Origin of the sequence: Pseudomonas sp. PB101 (genome assembly GCF_009764265.1) — a bacterium.
Taxonomy (GTDB): Bacteria; Pseudomonadota; Gammaproteobacteria; order Pseudomonadales; family Pseudomonadaceae; genus Aquipseudomonas.
On record NZ_RWIR01000059.1, the window covers coordinates 1 to 17,402 of the forward strand.

Here is a 17,402-nt window from a genome sequence, read left to right on the forward strand (position 1 = left end):
AGTTCGACTGCGTCGAACGGCGCTGCGCGCCAATCCCCGGATGAACACCTCCACTCAGCCTTCCGAGGGGGCGGGTGGATCAAGATCAAGAGCTGCAGGCGAGCTAACGCTCGGCCTGATGAGTGGTTAAAAGCAGTGGGTGTACGCCGCTTTTTGCTTTTTGCTTTTTACTTTTTGCTTTTCTGTAGGAGCTGGCTTGCCAGCGATGGCGGCTTACGAGCCGGCCATTTGCTCCGCACCGATGATGCTGGCCGGGCCGCCGCCGGATTGTTTCCATCAATAAAAAACCGCGACCCCCCTCCGGGGCCGCGGTTTTAAGTGTCGCGCTTTTACTGCTGCAGCACGGTTGCCTGGTTGGCCGAGCCATACTGTTGCACGGTAGCGGTCTGGGTCATGCCGCTTTGATCGACGCTGGCGATGTTGCCGGTGCCGCCCTGGGTGACGTAGGCCACGTTCATGGTGTCGGCCTGTTTGACGGTGATCATGTTGTCGCTGCCGTACACCTGTTCGGTGTAGGCGCGGTTGTTGCTGCCTTCCTGGTTGAACTCGGTGCTGTTGCCTATGCCGCTAGAGCTGCCGATGGCCAGGTTGGTCTCGCCGCGCTGGTCGGAGATCAGGATGTTGTCGCTGCCGTTCTGGTCGAAGTACAGCTCGTTGTACGAATCGGCCTGGCTGATGGTGGTCTTGTTGCCGGTACCGCTCTGGTTCGTCTTGACGATATGGCCAATGCCGTTCTGGGTGAAGTTGGCGATGTTTTCGTGGCCGTTCTGGTTGATGGTCGCACGCTGGTTGCTGCCGAACTGGCCGCCGGTCTGCGGGCCTTTCCAGTTGCTGGCGTAGACCTTGTTGCCGTCACCTGTGGTGTTGACATTGAGTACCTGGTTCGTGCCGTTCTGGTAGGTGAAATGCACGTTGCTGTTGCCTTGTTGATACAGCGCCAGGGTCGCGTTGGTGGATTCGTACTGGTCGGCATAGATGGCGTTGAGGTTGCCAACCTGCATCACCGAAGCCACGTTGTTATCGCCAAAGCTCTGATCGACGATGGTTTCGTTGGTGTTCCCGTATTGGTTGATGGTGGCCTGGCTGGTGACCTGAGTCTCTTGCCAGACTTCGGTGCCGTTGCCGTTGCCGTACTGGTTGATGTTCAGGTTGCCGCCCTGGCCGTTGCGCTGGTCGCCATAGGCATAGTTGCCGTCGCCGTTCTGGTTGATGTCCATCCGGGCACCGTTATGGAGTACCTGTTCGGCGGTGCCGTAGTTCTCGTTACCGTGCTGGGTGACCGTCGCCTTGTTGTCGACGCCCACCTCCGTCTGTTCGATGTTGACCTCGTTGTTGTCACCGAACTGGAAGCTCCTGGCGGATGTGCCGTCCTGGCTGTCCTGGTAGATGAGCGAGAAGTTGCCGTTGCCTTCCTGTTGCTGCAAGGCTTCGCTGCTGCCCACGCCGATCGACTGGCTGGCATGCACGGAGTTGTACGTGCCGGTCTGCAGTTGATTGATGGTGCTGCCGTTTTCGAACAGTTGCTCGGCATAACCGGCGTTGTACTGGCCGGACTGGCGCTGGTCGATGGTGCTGGTGGCATTGTCCTGCACCGCCGCGGCATCGTTGCCCAGACCTTGCTGCTGTTGATTGGCGCTACTGAGCGGGGCCGCGGTCTGCTTCACGTCGGCGATGTTGGCGGTGCCGTCCTGAAACTGATCGGAAATGCTGTCGTCGGCCATGGCCTGGGCACTGACCATGACGAGGATCGCGGCGGTGAGGGGCGTCAATTTGAACATGATTGAATCTCCGTATCGTGCAGTGCTTTAGCGATATTGTTTGACCGAAACGCTCATGCCGTTCCCGGACTGGTTCACGGCGCTTTGCAGTCCCGTGCCGGCCTGGTCGATGCTGGCGCTGTTGTAATTGCCGTTCTGCGAGATCTGGGCGCGGTTTTGGCTGCCTGTCTGGGTAATCGAGGCATCGTTACCGGTACCTTGTTGATTGATCATTGCCATCAAGTCGCTTCCTTGTTGCAGGATGTAAGCCTCCTGGTTGCTTCCCGACTGGACGATGGTGCCGAGCAACGACTGACCGTTCTGTTGCAGCATCGCGACGTTGGCCTGGCCGTTCTGGTTGATCAGCGCGTGCTGACCCACCGGTGGTGGCAATTCACCAAGATCGCCACCGGGGCCCAGGTCATCGTTTTCCATCAAATCGTCGGCGCGCACGCCTGCGCTGCAGCAGAGCAAAAGCAGGCAGAGCAGGGCGGCGGTCGATGTTTTCATGGTCTTGTCCTTGGGGTTCAAGCCGGCCCCATCAACCGACGCGGTCGATGGGGCGCGGGCTCAGTTGGCGATCACCGGCACCGTACGCACGGAGCCTTGGGACGAGCTGATCGTGGCGGTCGGGTTCGCCGACGGAACCACCGTGGTGATGTTGTTCACCGTCAACCGCCAGCGACCGTTCAGCGGTACGGTGGTGGTGCCCAGCGTCACCAGCCCGGTAGGGGTAGTGACCTTGATGGTGATGGTGTTGCCGGTGGTCACCGATGAGGTGCCGGCAAAGTCCCAGGTGAAGCGGTTGTTGGAACGGGCGCTCACCGTTGCGGTGGTCACTGCGAAGGTTTCCGCAGCAGGCCGTGGCGAGACCTGCACCGTGACCGTGGCCGGCGCTGTCGACACGGCGCCGAAGCTGTCCCGGGCGAAGTAGGTGAAGGTCGTAGTGAAGGCCGTGGTGACGTTGCCCGGTGGGGTGTAAGTGAGCACGGTGCCGTTACTGCTGACGGTGCCGCGATTTACCGGTGGTTGAGTGAAGCTGGCGACCGCGAGCGGCAGGTTGCCTTCCGGATCGGTGTCGTTGGCCAGCACGCTGATCGGGATTGCCACACCCAGTGTCGTGACGGCATCGGCGACTGCCACCGCAGGCCGGTTAGGCGCCACGGTAATGGTCACGGTTGCCGCGGTCGTCGAGGCCAGGCCTTTGACGTCCTGGGCCTTGTAGGTGAAGGTCGCAGTCAGCGGCGCGTTGACCACGGCAGGAGGGGTGTAGACCACTGCCGCCGTGCCGCTCAATGCCACGGTGCCCTGGCCGGTGGCCGGTGGGGTCAGCGCGGTAATGCTCAGCGGATTGTTGTTGTCAGGGTCCCTGTCGTTGGCCAGCAGGTTGAGGGTGATCGGCACGCCGAAGCTGGTGCTGCCGGTATCGGCGACGGCGATCGGTGCCTGATTCGCGCCGGTGTCCGGTGCAGTGCCGACGACAACGACCGGCTCGGTATCACTGCCGCCGGCAGCGGATTTCACCGTGACGGTTGCAGGGGGTTGGGTCAGCTCAGACACCGTCAGGCGTTGCAGGGTGCCGGATTTCGTCAGCCGTCCGTATCCCTGGGCGACCATGTCCGGTACCACCACTTCGTCTGTGGAGGTGGCCTCGATCAGCAGGCTGTGGTTGCTCCAGCTGTATTGAGCGGTCTGGATTTTCACCACGTCCGAGAGCTTGCTCGACACCGCTGTCGGCCGGGTGGTGCCGGCCGGGTTGGTGGCGGTGACCACCACGACCGGAGGCACGGTTCCATTGGTCAGCAGATGCTGGGCGAAGAACGTGCCGTTGTTGTCGCTGACCATGGTGGTCTGGCAAGGCGTCACCGGCGGGCCGGGCACCAGGGCGATGCTTTCGCGCAAGCACAGGGTCGAGCCATTGCCGGCTTTGGCGAACACTTCGACCCGGGTGTTGTTGCCACCGGTGCCGGCGATGCGCCGGTAGGTGGCACGGCTCATTTCCACAGCGGTTTGTGCGCGGCTGTCGAGCACCTTGCCGGCCACGGTGAAGAGGTTGGTCTGGATGGTCCCGGCCGGGCCCTGGATGCGCACGAAGTTGGTGTTGTTGGGGCTGCCGGTCACGGCCTCGGTGAGGTTCGGGTCGCCGATGAAGGTTTCGACGGCGCCGGTGTCCGGGTTCACCGCGGTGTAGGGGCCGTTGACACTACGCAGGAACGGCCCGAGCGCACCGTTGACTGCACCGGTGAAAACCCCCGGTGCACCGATGCCGACGTCCCGGGTGATGTTGATCGCACGGCGGCCGGGGGTGGTGACGTTGACCGTTTCCACACCATAGGGGTGGGTAATGGTGTAGGTCCCGGCAGTAGGAATATTGATCCGCATGCGAATCCGCGCGAAGCTGATCTGGTCGCCATCCAGCGGGTCGCCGCCAGCAAATGCAGCCTCGATCCCGGCGACATAGGCGTCCATGCCATAGCCGGCGGCATTGTTGGGGATGGTGGTCTCGGCAAGGAACCAGAAGGCTTCGTCCGGCCAGTTATCCGGGAACACCATCGGCAGGGTGTCATCGAAAATGCCGGGTGTCGGCAGCAGGGTACACATGTAGGCCGGCGGCACACTGGCGCCTACCCGGGTGCTGACGGCGCGGGACTGGCACAGCTCCATCGACAGCAGATTTTTGTCCTGATACCAGATCGGGAATTTCCCGGTGGCAAAGGTGTAGGGGCCGGGATCGACGGCGGCGAGTTGCGCGAAGGCACTGCCGGACAGCGATAGAGTCAGTCCCAGGGCGTTGATCGCCAAGCGTGGCCATTTGTTCATGATGCCTCCTGATGAGGATCTGGGCATGTGAGCGTTCATTGCACGATGACCACTTCTTCGGTATCGCTGCCGCCATTGGCTGACGTCACGCGAACCTGGGCTGGCGGAACCGGGGTGATCCCGGTGGCCAGGCTTTTCACGGCGCCGTCGCCACTCAGGGCGCCGATGGCAAGACCGGTGCCGGTGGTAGCGGTGAGTACCGGAGGCGACGTTTCATCGCTGGTCGAGGCCGTGATGCTGATTTGCCCGGTGCTCAGGCTGTACTCGGCCCGTGAGATGGTCACCAGGTCCGTCAGCGGCATGGGCAGGAGGGTCGGCGTGCTGCTGGCGATGGCCAGGTGGTTGTCGGCGGTCACCTGCAAGGTGCTCGGCAGCGTCGGGTTGTTCGGCGACTGCGCATACCAGTGACCGGTGGTGTTCGCTTCGGAGAGGTTCAGGACCGGGTTGTTGCTGGTCAGGGTCACGCTGGCCGGTGGCGGCGGGGCCATCACGAACACATCCTGCTGGGCCACCGGCGCGCTGGCGCCGGCATGTCGAGAGTAGGTGCTGCGTTCGGCGATCACCGGGGTCGGCCGCACTACCGTCGACAACTTTCCGGAAACGGCGAAGAGGGTGGTGCGCAAGTCCAGGCCATTGGGGCCTTCGATGCGCACGTAGTTGGTGTTGAACGGGCTGCCGGTGACGGCCTCGTTGAGGTTCGGATCGCCGACGAATCTCTCCGCCTGGCCAGTGGTCGGGTTGGTCTCGGTGTAGGGGCCGTTGACGCTGCGCAGGAACGGTCCGACGTCGCCCTTGAGCGCGCCGTTATAGGTTTTTGGCGCACCGATGCCGATGTCCCGGGTCATGTTGATCGCCCGCCGGCCGGGGGTGTCGACGTTGAATACTTCGACGCCGTAGGGGTGGGTGATGACATAGGTGCCGGCGACGGGCACGTCGATGCGAATACGGATACGGGCGAAGCTGATCTGGTCGCCCTCCAGCGGATCACCGCCACTGAAGGCGGCTTCGAGCGCCGAGACATAGGTCAGGTCGATGCCTCGGGTGGCATCGACAATGGTCGTTTCGCCTGTGGCCCAGAACGCTTCGTCGGGGAAATTGGTCGGGAAGACCAACGGTTTGGTGTCGTCGAAAATACCGGGGTTAGGGATCAGCGAACACATGTAAGTCGGGGCGCCCGGCGTGCTGGCAACCCTGGAACTGACAGCCTTTGACAAGCACAGGTCAAGTGTTCTGCCGTGTGCATCCTGGTACCAGGCGGCGAAATTGCCATTGGCTGGCAGGTAGGGTCCGGGGTCTACGGCAAACAGCGCTGCCTGGGCGATGCCTTGGGCCAGAGCGGTCACGACCAGGGCGGTCGCGGTTTTGCACAGTAAAGGGTGCATGAGTATTCCCTCTATCGAAGTACCTGCCCCTTGGGGATGGGTCAGTTGGCTGGGAAGTTGGCAACTTCCATACCAATGCGCGAAAACGCCCGTAAGAGGCCCGGAATACGGGCGTTGGCGCAGTCGCGGCCGATAGACCGGGAAGTAATCAAACGGGCGGTTGTCCCCAACATTGGGGGTGATGGGGACGCAGGGGCGGGTGGGGAATCAAAGTCCCCAGATTCGGGCAAACGGCCATGAGTGGGCTATAAACCTATAGGGGGTAACCGGGAACGTGTTCATGACCACGATCGCAAAAGTGTTTGCGAACAAAAGCGAGGTCCGCTTGAAAGCGCGCAAGCAGCCGTTCGATCTGCTGCGCTGGTTTTCGCTGATCAGCATGGCGGTGATCGGCACGGTGGCAGTGGCGCTGGGGGCGGTGTCCACGCGGTTCGTGATTACCGAAAGCGTGCAGCGCGATGCGCTGTTGACCTCACAATTCGTTCAGGCGATCGCCACGGCCGAAGTGCGCCATGTGTCCATTCCCCACGTCAGGACCATGGGCGAGTTGCTCGACCCGCGAACAGACAAGGACTTTACTGACGTCGACCCGCTGGCCCGCGCCAGTGCCCGTGGTGAGTTCCTCGACCATATCGAAAATCTGCCTGACGTGATCCTCGCCAATATCTATGCCCCCGACCGCATGGTGATCTGGTCGACCAATCCGTCCCTGATGGGTACCACTATTCGTGACGATGAAGACCTCGAGCGGGCATTCCACTCGAAGACGTCCGTGTCGACCGGTTATCACGATGTGGACAAGGCCCGCAAAGAGCAGAAGTTCGTCGTGCCCCCCAAATACCTCTTCATCGAAAATTACATTCCCCTGTTCGGCGCCGATGGCAAGACCGTCACGGCGATGGTGGAGATCTACAAGGAACCGCAGGACCTTATCAACCGCATGGAGCGCGGCCTGGTGCTGATCTGGCTGGCAACCGCCCTGGGTGGCGGTCTGATTTACCTGGGCCTGTACTGGATCGTGCGGCGAGCGGCGAACCTGCTGGCGGAGCAGCAGCAGCAATTGATCACCAACGAAACCTTTGTCGCGCTGGGGGAGATGTCCTCGGCGGTCGCCCACAGTCTGCGCAATCCGCTGGCGAACATCCGTTCCAGCGCCGAGCTGGCGGTTGAGTTCGACGACGGACCGGCGCACGACAACATCAACAACATCATCGGTCAGGTCGATCGCATGTCCAATTGGGTACGCGAGTTGCTGCAGTCCCTGCGACCGCTCAATGACGAGGCTGAACCGGTGAACCTGGTGGCGGCACTGCATGACAGCCTGCTGGCTTACGAGCAGCAGATCGCCAAGGCCAGGGTCAACGTGGTGTTCGAGCATGACCAGACGCCCATGGTCCTGAGCCAGCACGTGCAACTGACGCAGATCCTCAACAGCCTGCTGTCCAACGCGGTGGAAGCCATGGACAGGGGCGGTACGCTGACCATCCGCATCGAGCCGCGCGAGGCCCAGCGTGTCAGCGTGACGGTGAGCGATACCGGCATAGGCATGAACGAAGAACAGCGCACCATGGCCTTCCGGCCGTTCTTCACCACCAAGCAGGGCGGGCTGGGCGTCGGCCTGGTGCTGGTCAAGCGGATCATGGAGCGATTTGGCGGTGTGGTGACCCTCGATAGCCGTGAAGGCGAGGGCACCACGGTCCGCCTGGCGTTTATGCTGGTCCCCTGAAAACGGGGATGAACTATCCCCATTATTGGGGAAATCCCGGCCAAATACCCACCCTTGTATCCCATTGATGTTGATAAGCCATTGTTTTATCGATAGTTAATACTTTGTATAAAACAGTTCCAAAACTGGCGAGTTCCTTGCAGTCCCCCCATCACCCCCTTCACGACATCGAGGCGGCAGGTGATGGAAAGAAGCGCGCGGTGCAAATTCAAGCGTTCAACACCGGATGAAAAACTGCATTCACCACGCTCACGAGCATTGGGCATGCACCTGGTGCTGATGCTGGTGACCGGTCTGCTGACCAGCCAGCTGCTGGTCGCGAGCCAGCCGTTGTCGACACCCGCAACTGTTCCGGCAGTCGAGCCCGGATCGACACCCGATACGGCGGTCGTTGAAGACGTCACCCCGTGGGGGGGCGACTACTTCCCCAACACCCTGCTGACCGACCAGGACGGCCGGCAGATGCGTTTTTTCGATGACATGATCAAAGGCAAGGTGGTGGTGATCAACTTCATCTTCACCTCGTGCAGCGACTCCTGCCCCCTGGAAACCGCGCGTATGCGCCAGGTGCAGAAACTGCTGGGGGACAGGGTCGGCAAGGACATTTTTTTCTACTCCATCAGCATCGACCCCTTGAGCGATACCCCTGAGGTGCTCAAGGCCTATGCACAACGCTTCCAGGTCGGGCCGGGCTGGAAATTCCTCACCGGGGAATTCGCCGACGTGACCGAGCTGCGCAAGAAACTGGGGCTGTTCATCGAAGGTGTCGATAACGGCCGCAGCAAGGACCACAACCTGAGCCTGATCGTCGGCAACCAGGCAACGGGCCGCTGGATGAAAGCCTCGCCGTTCGAAAACCCGTGGATCCTCGCCGACCAACTGGCCAATACCCTGCAGAACTGGAAACAGCCCAGCGTCGAGGAAAGCTACGTCAATGCGCCGCAAATCCGCCCGCCAAGCAATGGCGAAGAGCTGTTCCGCACCCGCTGCGCGTCGTGCCACAGCCTTGGCCCGCTGGACGGACAGGGCATCGGTTTGCGCAGCATCGGCCCGGACCTGATCGGCGTGACCCGCCAGCGCGATCCAGAGTGGCTCAACCGCTGGATCCGCGAGCCGGATCGCATGCTCGCGGAAAAGGACCCGATCGCGATGGAACTGTTCGAACGCTACAACAGGATTTCGATGCCCAACCTGCGCCTGGACACGAAATCCGCGCAATCCATCATCGACTTCCTGCAGGAAGAAACCGACCGTCAGCATCCACCGGTGGCGCCGTTGGTCAGCGGTAACGACGAGCCCGAACATCATCACGCAGTCGGGCAACCGGCCTTGCCGGTGCAATAGTGTCGAAATAGTTACGTGGGCCAGCCAATTGCTATCAATGTTACCTACACTGACGTGATACATGGCTGCAAAGGCTGGATTCAAGGACTCAGGACAGACCCCATGCAGATACTGGAACAACAAAAAGTACCTGCGCCGGCAGCTCCGGCAGCAATGCGCAAGGGTTGGCAGCCACAGTTCAACTTGCTGCGCTGGTTCTCCCTGGCCAGTTTTTTCATCATTGCCGTGGTGGCGTTGGGGCTGGGTTACATTTCCACGCGCTTTGTGGTCGATGAAAGCATCGAGCGCGATTCGATGCTCACCGCGCAGTTCATTCAAGCCATTGGCGAAGCCGAAATCCGTCATGCGGCGATTTCGCCAGGTAGAACCATGGGCGAAATGCTCGACCCGCGCCTGGACCATGCCTATGCCGACGTCAGCCCCGAATCCCGGGCCGCCGCGCGCGCCGAGTTTCTCGACCATGTCGAGCATCTGCCGGACATCCTGCTGGCGACCGTGTATGCCCAGGACCGCACCGTGGTCTGGTCGACCAACGCCGAGTTGATCGGCGTGCGCATCAAGGACGACGAGGAACTGGATGAATCCTTTGAAATGAAATCGCCGGTCTCCACCAGCTACCACGAGATCGATGAGGAGCGTCCCGAGCAGCGCCTGCTGCACGAACCGGAATACCTGTTCGTCGAGAACTACATTCCGATGTTCAGCGCCGACAAAAGCAAAGTGATTGCCATGGTGGAGATCTACAAGGAGCCGGTGGACCTGGTGGGGCGCATCCAGCGTGGCTTCAAGGCGATCTGGCTGGCGACCCTGATTGGCGGGGCGGCGATCTACCTGGGGCTGTTCTGGATCGTGCGGCGTGCGGCGATACTCTTGCAAAGCCAGCAAAAACAGCTGATCGCCAACGAAACCTTCGTCGCCCTGGGGGAAATGTCCTCGGCGGTCGCCCACAGTCTGCGCAATCCGCTGGCCAACATCCGCTCCAGCGCCGAACTGGCCCAGGACATCGCCAGCCAGCCGGCCCAGAAAAACATTGGCGACATCATCAATCAGGTCGATCGCATGTCGCGCTGGGTCCGTGAATTGCTGGTGTCGTTGCGGCCGATGAATGACGACTTTGAAACGGTCGACCTGGTGCTCGCCATCGAAGACACCTTGAGTGCCTTCGAGTCCCTGATCAAACGCTCGAACGTCGAAGTGAGCTTCTCTCCCGCCAGCGTGCCACCGGTCGTCAGCCACCAGGTGCTACTGACGCAAATACTCAATAGCCTGTTTGCTAACGCTCTGGAAGCCATGCCCAAGGGCGGCACGCTGACGATCGAGATCGACTCCTCGGTGCCCGGCTACCTGACCATGCTCCTGACCGACACCGGCAAGGGCATGTCCAAGCAGCAGCAACAAATGGTCTTCAAGCCGTTTTTCACCACCAAGCAAGGCGGTTTGGGCGTGGGGCTGGCCCTGGTCAAAAGAATAATGGAGCGTTTTGACGGCTCGGTCGAACTGACCAGCCGGGAGCAGGAAGGAACCCGCGTGTGTCTCAATTTCAAAGTGGCAACGGGAGGGGTATATGGAGCACAGCATTCTGCTGGTCGAGGATGACGAGATCCTCGCCGAGAATATTCAGACTTACCTGGAGCGCAAGGACTTCGAGGTGACCGTCTGCCACTCGGCTGAAGACGCACTGGAGCAATTGGGTTCTTTCGCTCCGGACGTGGTACTGACCGACAACTCGTTGCCGGGCATGAGTGGTCACGACCTGATCCAGAAGTTGCGTGTGAGCGCGCCGGATCTGAAAGTGATCATGATGACCGGCTACGGCAATGTCGAAGACGCCGTGGTGGCGATGAAAGAGGGCGCCTTTCACTACGTCACCAAACCCGTGGCCCTGCCAGAGCTCAAGCTGTTGCTGGACAAGGCCCTGGCGACCGACCGCATGGAGCGCACGCTGAACTTTTACCAGGAGCGCGAGGCCCAGAAATCGGGGATTCAGGCGCTGATTGGCGAGTCGGCACCGATGGTGTACCTCAAGGGCACCATCAGCCAGTTGCTCGACGCCGAACGGCGGATGGCCAACAGCGATCTGCCGCCGGTCCTGGTGGAAGGCGAGACCGGCACCGGCAAGGAACTGGTGGCCCGCGCCCTGCATTTCGACGGTCCGCGCAGCAAGGGCCCGTTCATTGAATTCAACTGCGCTTCGATCCCGTCCAACCTGGTGGAGTCGGAACTGTTCGGCCACGAGAAGGGCGCCTTCACCGACGCCAAGGACCGTCGCATGGGGCTGGTGGAAGCGGCCGATGGCGGCACGCTGTTCCTCGATGAAATCGGTGAAATGGACCTGCTGTTGCAAGCCAAGCTGCTCAAGCTGCTGGAAGACCGGACCATCCGCCGGGTCGGTTCGGTGAAGGAGCGCAAGGTCGATCTGCGGGTGATCAGCGCCACCAACTGCAATCTCGAACAGATGGTCCAGCAGGGCAAATTCCGCCGCGACCTGTTTTTCCGCCTGCGCATCATTTCGATCAAGGTGCCGCGCCTGTATGCCCGTGGCGCCGACATCCTGCTGCTGGCCCGGCATTTCCTGGCGACCCACGGCAAACGTTATGGCAAGCCGAACCTGTACTTCAGCAACCAGGCCGAAGAATTGCTGCTCAGCTACAGCTGGCCGGGCAACGTGCGCGAATTGCGCAACATGCTCGAGCAAACCGTGTTGCTGGCGCAAAGCGACACCATCGCCGCCAACCAGTTGAACGTCTGCCTGAGCCTGGTGGATGAGCCACCGATGTTTCATCAGGAGCCGCAACATTTCAGCGAGCAGCGTCCGACCTACAACGGCAGCGAATCGATGAACCTGCCGGAAGTGGAGCGCGACATGGTGCGCAAGATGCTCGACAAGACCGACTGGAACGTCACCAAATCGGCACGCCTGCTGGGTCTGAGCCGTGACATGTTGCGCTACCGGATCGAAAAACTCGGCCTCGCCCGTCCGGACAAACGCCAGTGGTAAGGGTGTTTTCAATCAGTCTCACTGCAACACCGGGCCTTCCCTCAGGCAGGACAGCATGCAACCGGGATTCTCGACTTCCTGGTTCACGTACACGCCACGCTCCGCATCGTAGGAGCGGATAAACACCCGGACCGTGGCGTCGGCCACGGTCGGCAGGCGCGAGTCGGAGAACACGTGCGCACTTGAAACCGGAATGAAGTCCCCGGGTGCGGTCGGGATGTACGAACCCGGCGGCACAGTGCTCATGGACTGTGGCACCGGGTGGGCGAAGGGTTGGTCGGCGCCGTAGTAGTTGAATTCACTGCTGTAGTTGGTGGTGGGCATGTCGTCGGCATGGACGACAGCGGTCGCGCTCAGGCTGACGGCGAGCACAAGCATCAGGTCGGTTTTTTTCATGGCAGCACCTGCGAAATCGGTTTAACCACATGTCCCCAAGGTCATTAACTATAGCTGCGGCCGCGGGCAGCCGTCGGCGCTGCGCGGATTACAACTTCGCAACAGCTGCCAGAACAAGCTTGATCTAGACTCCGGTCGGTCAAATCGACCACCCGAACCCTGGAGCGAGCAATGGAACTGCCGACAAAAGAACAAGCCATCGCCAGTAACCGCGAGGCCTGGAATGACTCCGCCCGTCATCACAAGGACTCCAGGGAATGGCAAGCCTTGCTGGAGGGCGTGGCGCAGGCGGATTTTTCCTGCCTGGATGACACCCTGACCGACTTGCTGACCCGGACCGGTGTCGACGCCAAGGACGTGCTGCAACTGTGTTGCAACAACGGCCGCGAAAGCCTGTCGCTGTTCGCCTTGGGCGCGCGCAGCGTGGTGGGCGTCGACCAGTCCGGCGCATTCCTCGAACAGGCGCGGGAACTGGCGTCGCGCTCGCCCCATGCGCCGCAATTCATCGAAGCGGACGTTCATCACTTGCCTGCGCAACTGCAGGAGCGCTTCGACCTGGCGCTGATCACCATCGGGGTGCTGAACTGGATGCCGGACATCGGCGAATTCTTCCGCCATGCGGCGCGCACGCTGAAACCGGGTGGCGCGCTGGTGGTGTACGAAACCCACCCGTACCTGGAGATGTTCGACCCCGAGGCCGCCGATCCCTTTCGCCCGGCCAGCTCATATTTTCGCCGCGAACCCTTCGTGCAGCACGAGCCGATCGTCTACGAAGGCAAGATCGAACAGCCGGCCGCGCCGTCCTACTGGTTCGCCCACACCCTGGGCGACCTCTTCAGCGCCGCCCTGGCGGCAGGCCTGCAGATCCGCCACTTCCAGGAATACCCGCACTCCAACCGCGAAGAACTGTATGACCGCTATCAACAGCAGGTGGCGCAGTTGCCGTTGTGTTTTACGTGGGTGGTGGTGAAGGGTTGAGGCATGTGTTGCCAGGACTGACGCCATCGCGAGCAGGCTCGCTCCCACAGGAGTTCGGAGTCGTACATCTATCTTGCATACGACAACAATCCACTGTGGGAGCGGGCTTGCCCGCGATGGCGGTATGTCAGACACATCAATGTTGAATTTGCTGCCGCTATCGCGGGCAAGCCCGCTCCCACAGGATTTTCTGCTTACCGACAGGTATCAGGCTTGCAGCTTGATGCCAGGGGCGCAGGATCAACTTGATTCGCGCCACCCACCCCTTCAAGTCTAAACATACAAGCGAGCGCCGCGGTAAATCGGACAAACCCGAAATCAAGCCTCCGCCTGCGTCGCCGCCGTCACCACCGGCCGCCCCGGTTTGCGCAGCGGGTCCAGGCGGGAGCCGCTGTAGCGGGTTTCGCGGAAGAAGCGCCAGCGGCCGAACAGGCCGTAGACATGGGTGACGCGACCCTGTTCCTGGTAGCCCATGCGAATGTGCAGTTTCAGCGCCGGGATGTTGTGGGTCTCGCAGACGTCCACCACCTTGTTGCAGCCTTGCAGCGCCATGGTCTCCCAGAGAGCCACCTGGACATCCACCGACAGGCGGGTGCCGAAGTAGGCGCGGGTCATTTCGCCGCCGAACTCGAAGAATTCGCCTTCCTTGACCGGGAACATGCAGCCGTAATAGTGGCGATCGTAATAGTCCCGGGTGCTGGCCCAGATGAACCCGATCGCATGGCCTTCTTCATCCAGGTACATGTGCCCGGTGTGACCTTCGGCCGCGAGCTCGGCCATGGTCCCGACGCGGTCGCCGAAGTTCTTCGCGAATGCGCTGGCGTTCTCCGGGGTGATGGTCACCTGGCGCACGGGAGAGTAGGGCCGCAGTTTGTGCGGCGGCACCGGGCTGACCAGGTCGCGCTCCATCCACAGCAACTCCCAATGGAAGAACACGTAGCGTTTCCACAGGGTACCGAACGTGCGACCCAGGCCCTTGCGCTTGATGTGTTCTTGAAGCTTGTCGAGTACGCTCATGAAGCCCTCCTTTGTCGAGGATTGATGGTGCGTGATGAAGGTATTGATGGGTATAGATCACCGATGGCCAGTGCATTGCCATCTCCTTGCCAGCATTATGTTTCAAGTTGTGTATCAGTCTTGACACAATTTTCAGGCGTCAAAAAGCTGCTCGTCCCGAACCCATTCGGGAGGAAAACAGCCGATTGAAAGGTGCATTACCTGTGGGAGCGAGCCTGCTCGCGAAGGCGGTGGTTCAGTCAACAAAGATGTTGAATGTACCGGCCTCTTCGCGAGCAGGCTCGCTCCCACAGGGGGATTGCGGTGTTACTCCAGGACTGCCTGTGCGCGGTGAAGCGCGCCTTCGCCAGCGGCGCTATAGGCCACCCGCGGCACCCCCGGCAAACGCTGTTCGAGCAACGCACTCAAGGATTCTCCCGGCTCCAGGTAGGCATCGCCGAAGTCGGCGCCGAGCTGGTTCGGGTGGGCGACGATTTCCAGCAGTCCGTCGGCGGGTGGCTCGGCGTTGCGCAGGTCCACCGGGGTGCACACGTAGTCGGCGGTGGCGCCGGCCAGGTTGCTCAGGCGGCGGTTGAACAGGACTTTGAACACGCGCTTGGGCAGGCTGAGGTTTTGCCCCAGGTTGCGCGCCAGGCGCACCGGCACCCCCTGGCGGGCGGCGAAGCGCGCGACGATCTCGCCGATCGGCCAGATGTTGTGCACGTGTTGATGGGAGTCCAGGTGACTGGGGCGCAAACCGTTGTCCAGGCAACGCTGCCACTGGGCTTCGAGTTCTTCGAGCACGGCGTGGCGATCCCGTCGGCCGAGCCAGAGGCGGGTGCGGGACAGGTTGAGGTCGAACGCCCCGGCACCGTCGCAAAAGATCGGGCGCTGCGCAATGCTCTGGCTCAGCGGACGGCCGTAGGTGAGGTTGAAGTGCAGGCCGATGCGGCCTTCGAGCAACGGGTGCCGGGCCAGCACGCAGGCCGCTTCGAACGCCGGCATGTTGGCCATGGCGGTGGCGGAGCTGATGAGCCCCGCCTGGAATGCGCCGAGGATCACCGCGTTTTCACAGGCACTGAGGCCGAAGTCGTCAGCGTTGACTATCACTTGCCGAGGCATGGTCACCCTCCTTGAATTTTTCCGTAGACGCCGGTGTTTTGGCCGCGGGTGTCGCGACGGGCGCCGGGGTTTCGACTGCGGCCGCCGCGCGCCGGGCGCGCCATTGCTGCAATCGGGGTTTGACGCGTTGCCAGACCCGCAAGGCCAGCCCCAGCACCAGTCCGCCAGGGCGCCAGGAGTAAAAACTCCAGCGCCAGTGCTCCAGTTGTCCGCTCATGCGTTCGTGCAGTTGATGGCTGGAGTTTTCCAGGCTGACCCGAGACGCATCGATCCACTGCCAGTTGTCTTCCAGGCCCCAGCGAATCCACTCCTCGAGCAGCACCCGGCCACTGCCCAGGTCGGCATATTGCGGCAGGAATGCCAGGTTGTAGTCGTACAGGCGGCCCTGTTCCAGCAAACCAAGACGATAGCTGATGCAGCGCCCCTCCAGCTCCAGCACCACCACACGCACCAGGCCGCGAGCCGCCAGGGCGCTGAAGGCGCGGTCCATCCACTGGCGATGACGCGCATCGGAAAAGATCCCGACGCCTTCATCGCCTTTCCAGCTCACCGCTTCGACTTCACTGATTTCCTGCAACAGCGGGCCCATGGTCAGGGCGTCGGGGATAATCCGGCGTACCTGGGCGCCACAGGCGGCGATGCGTTTGCGCGCGCGGCGCAGTTTGTAGCGCGGGTCGCCAGAGACTTCCTGATGGTCGGCCTCGCTGATCAGGTGCACCGGCACTCGACAGCTGAGGCGTTGTTCGGCGGTCGAACTCAGCGCCTGCCAGGGTGCCAGGGCCTGGGCCGTGGCACCGGCCAGTTCGTTGAGTTGCAGCATGGCATGGGGCAGGCGCTGGCGGATCTGCGTCAGCGCCTTGCTGAAAGAGTCGCCGTCCAGCCTCGTCATTAGCGCGAGGCGGTCGGCGAGGGGATAGCCCAAATGATGCAGGACTCGAAATGGCACACGCGCAAAGCGCTCCACGGACGCCACCAACGGCAGGCACAGCGCCAGTTCGTCACCCTGCCAGGCCAGCAGCACGTGCAGCTGCTCGCCGGGTTTGAGTGCCTGTTCCGATGCACACAGCCAGGCCAGGGTGTTGAACGGCGTGTGGTCCGTCACGCGCTGGCGCAACGCTTCGTAAGCCGCTGCGGGAAAGTCGTGGGTGCACAGCGAAGTGCGCCACTCGAATCGTATCGTCATGGGATCACGTCGCCTCGGCAGTGGCAGGTTCACGCACCGGTTTGCGCAGGGTTGCCAGGCGCGAGCCGGTGTAGCGTGTTTCGCGGAAGAAGCGCCAGCGGCCAAACAGTTCGTAGACGTTCATGATGCGTCCCTGTTCGTCGTAGCCGGTGCGTATGTGCAGCTTGAGCGCGGGGATGTTGTGCCACTCGCACACGTCCACCACCTTGTTGCAGCCTTGGGCGTGCATGGCTTTCCACAGCTCGGTCTGCAGGTCCATCGACAGCTTGGTGCCCCAGTAGGGCCTGGCCAGTTCGCCACCGAACTCGAAGAATTCCCCTGGTTTCACCGGGAACCAGCAGCCGTAGTAGTGCTTGTCGTGATAGTTGCGCGCGGCCCCCCAGATGAACGCCACCGCGTCACCCTTGTCGTCCAGGTGCATTTGCCCGGTGTAGCCCTCGCGGGCAAGTTCCGCCATGGTCTCGACCCGGTCACCAAAGTGGCGGGTGAAGGCCACGGCGTTCTCGGGGGTAATGCGCACGACCCGCAGCGGCGAGTAGGCCTTGAGCTTGTGCGGTGGTACCGGGCTGACCAGGTCACGCTCCATCCACAGTAGCTCCTGGTGGGAAAACACGTAGTGCTTCCAGACTTTTTTCAAGGTGGCGCTCAGGCCCCTTTGTTTGATGTGTTCGCTGAGTTTTTTGATTGCACTCATGTTGTT

The 17,402-nt window shown here is 61.7% G+C and carries 14 protein-coding genes; 5 read left to right on the plus strand and 9 right to left on the minus strand.

From position 1 onward, the window contains the following. Positions 1 to 329: 329 nt before the first annotated feature. Genes EI969_RS18010 through EI969_RS18025 form a run of 4 tightly spaced genes read right to left on the minus strand, consistent with a single transcriptional unit; the run spans position 330 to position 5,959 of the window. Complete coding sequence (locus EI969_RS18010) at positions 330 to 1,778, minus strand: curlin (RefSeq protein WP_160388984.1); 1,449 nt, start codon at positions 1,776 to 1,778, stop codon at positions 330 to 332. Between the two features lie 27 nt (positions 1,779 to 1,805). After that, positions 1,806 to 2,267: a curlin gene (locus tag EI969_RS18015; protein ID WP_160388985.1), complete on the minus strand. Its 462-nt coding sequence runs from the start codon at positions 2,265 to 2,267 to the stop codon at positions 1,806 to 1,808. A 60-nt stretch (positions 2,268 to 2,327) separates the two neighbouring features. Next, positions 2,328 to 4,577 carry an Ig-like domain-containing protein gene (locus EI969_RS18020; protein ID WP_160388986.1) on the minus strand — a complete coding sequence of 750 codons (2,250 nt, stop codon included), beginning with the start codon at positions 4,575 to 4,577 and terminating at the stop codon, positions 2,328 to 2,330. A 35-nt stretch (positions 4,578 to 4,612) separates the two neighbouring features. Further along, on the minus strand, positions 4,613 to 5,959 hold the full coding sequence (locus EI969_RS18025) for a hypothetical protein (RefSeq protein WP_160388987.1): 1,347 nt from the start codon (positions 5,957 to 5,959) through the stop codon (positions 4,613 to 4,615). A gap of 280 nt (positions 5,960 to 6,239) precedes the next feature. Between EI969_RS18025 and EI969_RS18030 the strand changes: the two genes are divergently transcribed. From EI969_RS18030 to EI969_RS18045, 4 genes are all read left to right on the plus strand, one after another. Further along, the gene (locus tag EI969_RS18030) at positions 6,240 to 7,685 is read left to right on the plus strand and encodes a sensor histidine kinase (RefSeq protein WP_160388988.1); all 1,446 of its coding nucleotides are present in this window, start codon (positions 6,240 to 6,242) and stop codon (positions 7,683 to 7,685) included. Positions 7,686 to 7,949: 264 nt separating this feature from the next. Further along, positions 7,950 to 9,029 carry an SCO family protein gene (locus tag EI969_RS18035; protein WP_371925996.1) on the plus strand — a complete coding sequence of 360 codons (1,080 nt, stop codon included), beginning with the start codon at positions 7,950 to 7,952 and terminating at the stop codon, positions 9,027 to 9,029. A gap of 102 nt (positions 9,030 to 9,131) precedes the next feature. Then, positions 9,132 to 10,625 (plus strand): ATP-binding protein, encoded by a 1,494-nt coding sequence (locus EI969_RS18040; protein ID WP_160388990.1) that lies wholly within the window; start codon positions 9,132 to 9,134, stop codon positions 10,623 to 10,625. Continuing rightward, positions 10,594 to 12,027: a sigma-54 dependent transcriptional regulator gene (locus tag EI969_RS18045; protein ID WP_160388991.1), complete on the plus strand. Its 1,434-nt coding sequence runs from the start codon at positions 10,594 to 10,596 to the stop codon at positions 12,025 to 12,027. Before EI969_RS18040 ends, EI969_RS18045 begins: the two co-directional genes overlap by 32 nt. An 18-nt stretch (positions 12,028 to 12,045) precedes the next feature. Here EI969_RS18045 and EI969_RS18050 read toward each other — a convergent pair whose 3' ends face one another. Next, the gene (locus EI969_RS18050; RefSeq protein WP_160388992.1) at positions 12,046 to 12,423 is read right to left on the minus strand and encodes a hypothetical protein; all 378 of its coding nucleotides are present in this window, start codon (positions 12,421 to 12,423) and stop codon (positions 12,046 to 12,048) included. Between the two features lie 171 nt (positions 12,424 to 12,594). Here EI969_RS18050 and EI969_RS18055 point away from each other — a divergent pair, with 171 nt between their 5' ends. Beyond that, on the plus strand, positions 12,595 to 13,401 hold the full coding sequence (locus tag EI969_RS18055; protein WP_160388993.1) for a class I SAM-dependent methyltransferase: 807 nt from the start codon (positions 12,595 to 12,597) through the stop codon (positions 13,399 to 13,401). Positions 13,402 to 13,719: 318 nt separating this feature from the next. Here the strand turns inward: EI969_RS18055 and EI969_RS18060 are convergent, their stop codons facing one another. The 4 genes from EI969_RS18060 to EI969_RS18075 form a co-directional block, all read right to left on the minus strand. Continuing rightward, positions 13,720 to 14,418 carry an N-acetyltransferase gene (locus EI969_RS18060; RefSeq protein WP_160388994.1) on the minus strand — a complete coding sequence of 233 codons (699 nt, stop codon included), beginning with the start codon at positions 14,416 to 14,418 and terminating at the stop codon, positions 13,720 to 13,722. Between the two features lie 306 nt (positions 14,419 to 14,724). Beyond that, positions 14,725 to 15,519: a ChbG/HpnK family deacetylase gene (locus EI969_RS18065; RefSeq protein ID WP_160388995.1), complete on the minus strand. Its 795-nt coding sequence runs from the start codon at positions 15,517 to 15,519 to the stop codon at positions 14,725 to 14,727. Beyond that, positions 15,491 to 16,702 carry a GNAT family N-acetyltransferase gene (locus EI969_RS18070; protein WP_160388996.1) on the minus strand — a complete coding sequence of 404 codons (1,212 nt, stop codon included), beginning with the start codon at positions 16,700 to 16,702 and terminating at the stop codon, positions 15,491 to 15,493. Before EI969_RS18070 ends, EI969_RS18065 begins: the two co-directional genes overlap by 29 nt. 4 nt (positions 16,703 to 16,706) lie before the next feature. Beyond that, positions 16,707 to 17,396 carry an N-acetyltransferase gene (locus EI969_RS18075; RefSeq protein ID WP_160388997.1) on the minus strand — a complete coding sequence of 230 codons (690 nt, stop codon included), beginning with the start codon at positions 17,394 to 17,396 and terminating at the stop codon, positions 16,707 to 16,709. Positions 17,397 to 17,402 lie beyond the last annotated feature (6 nt).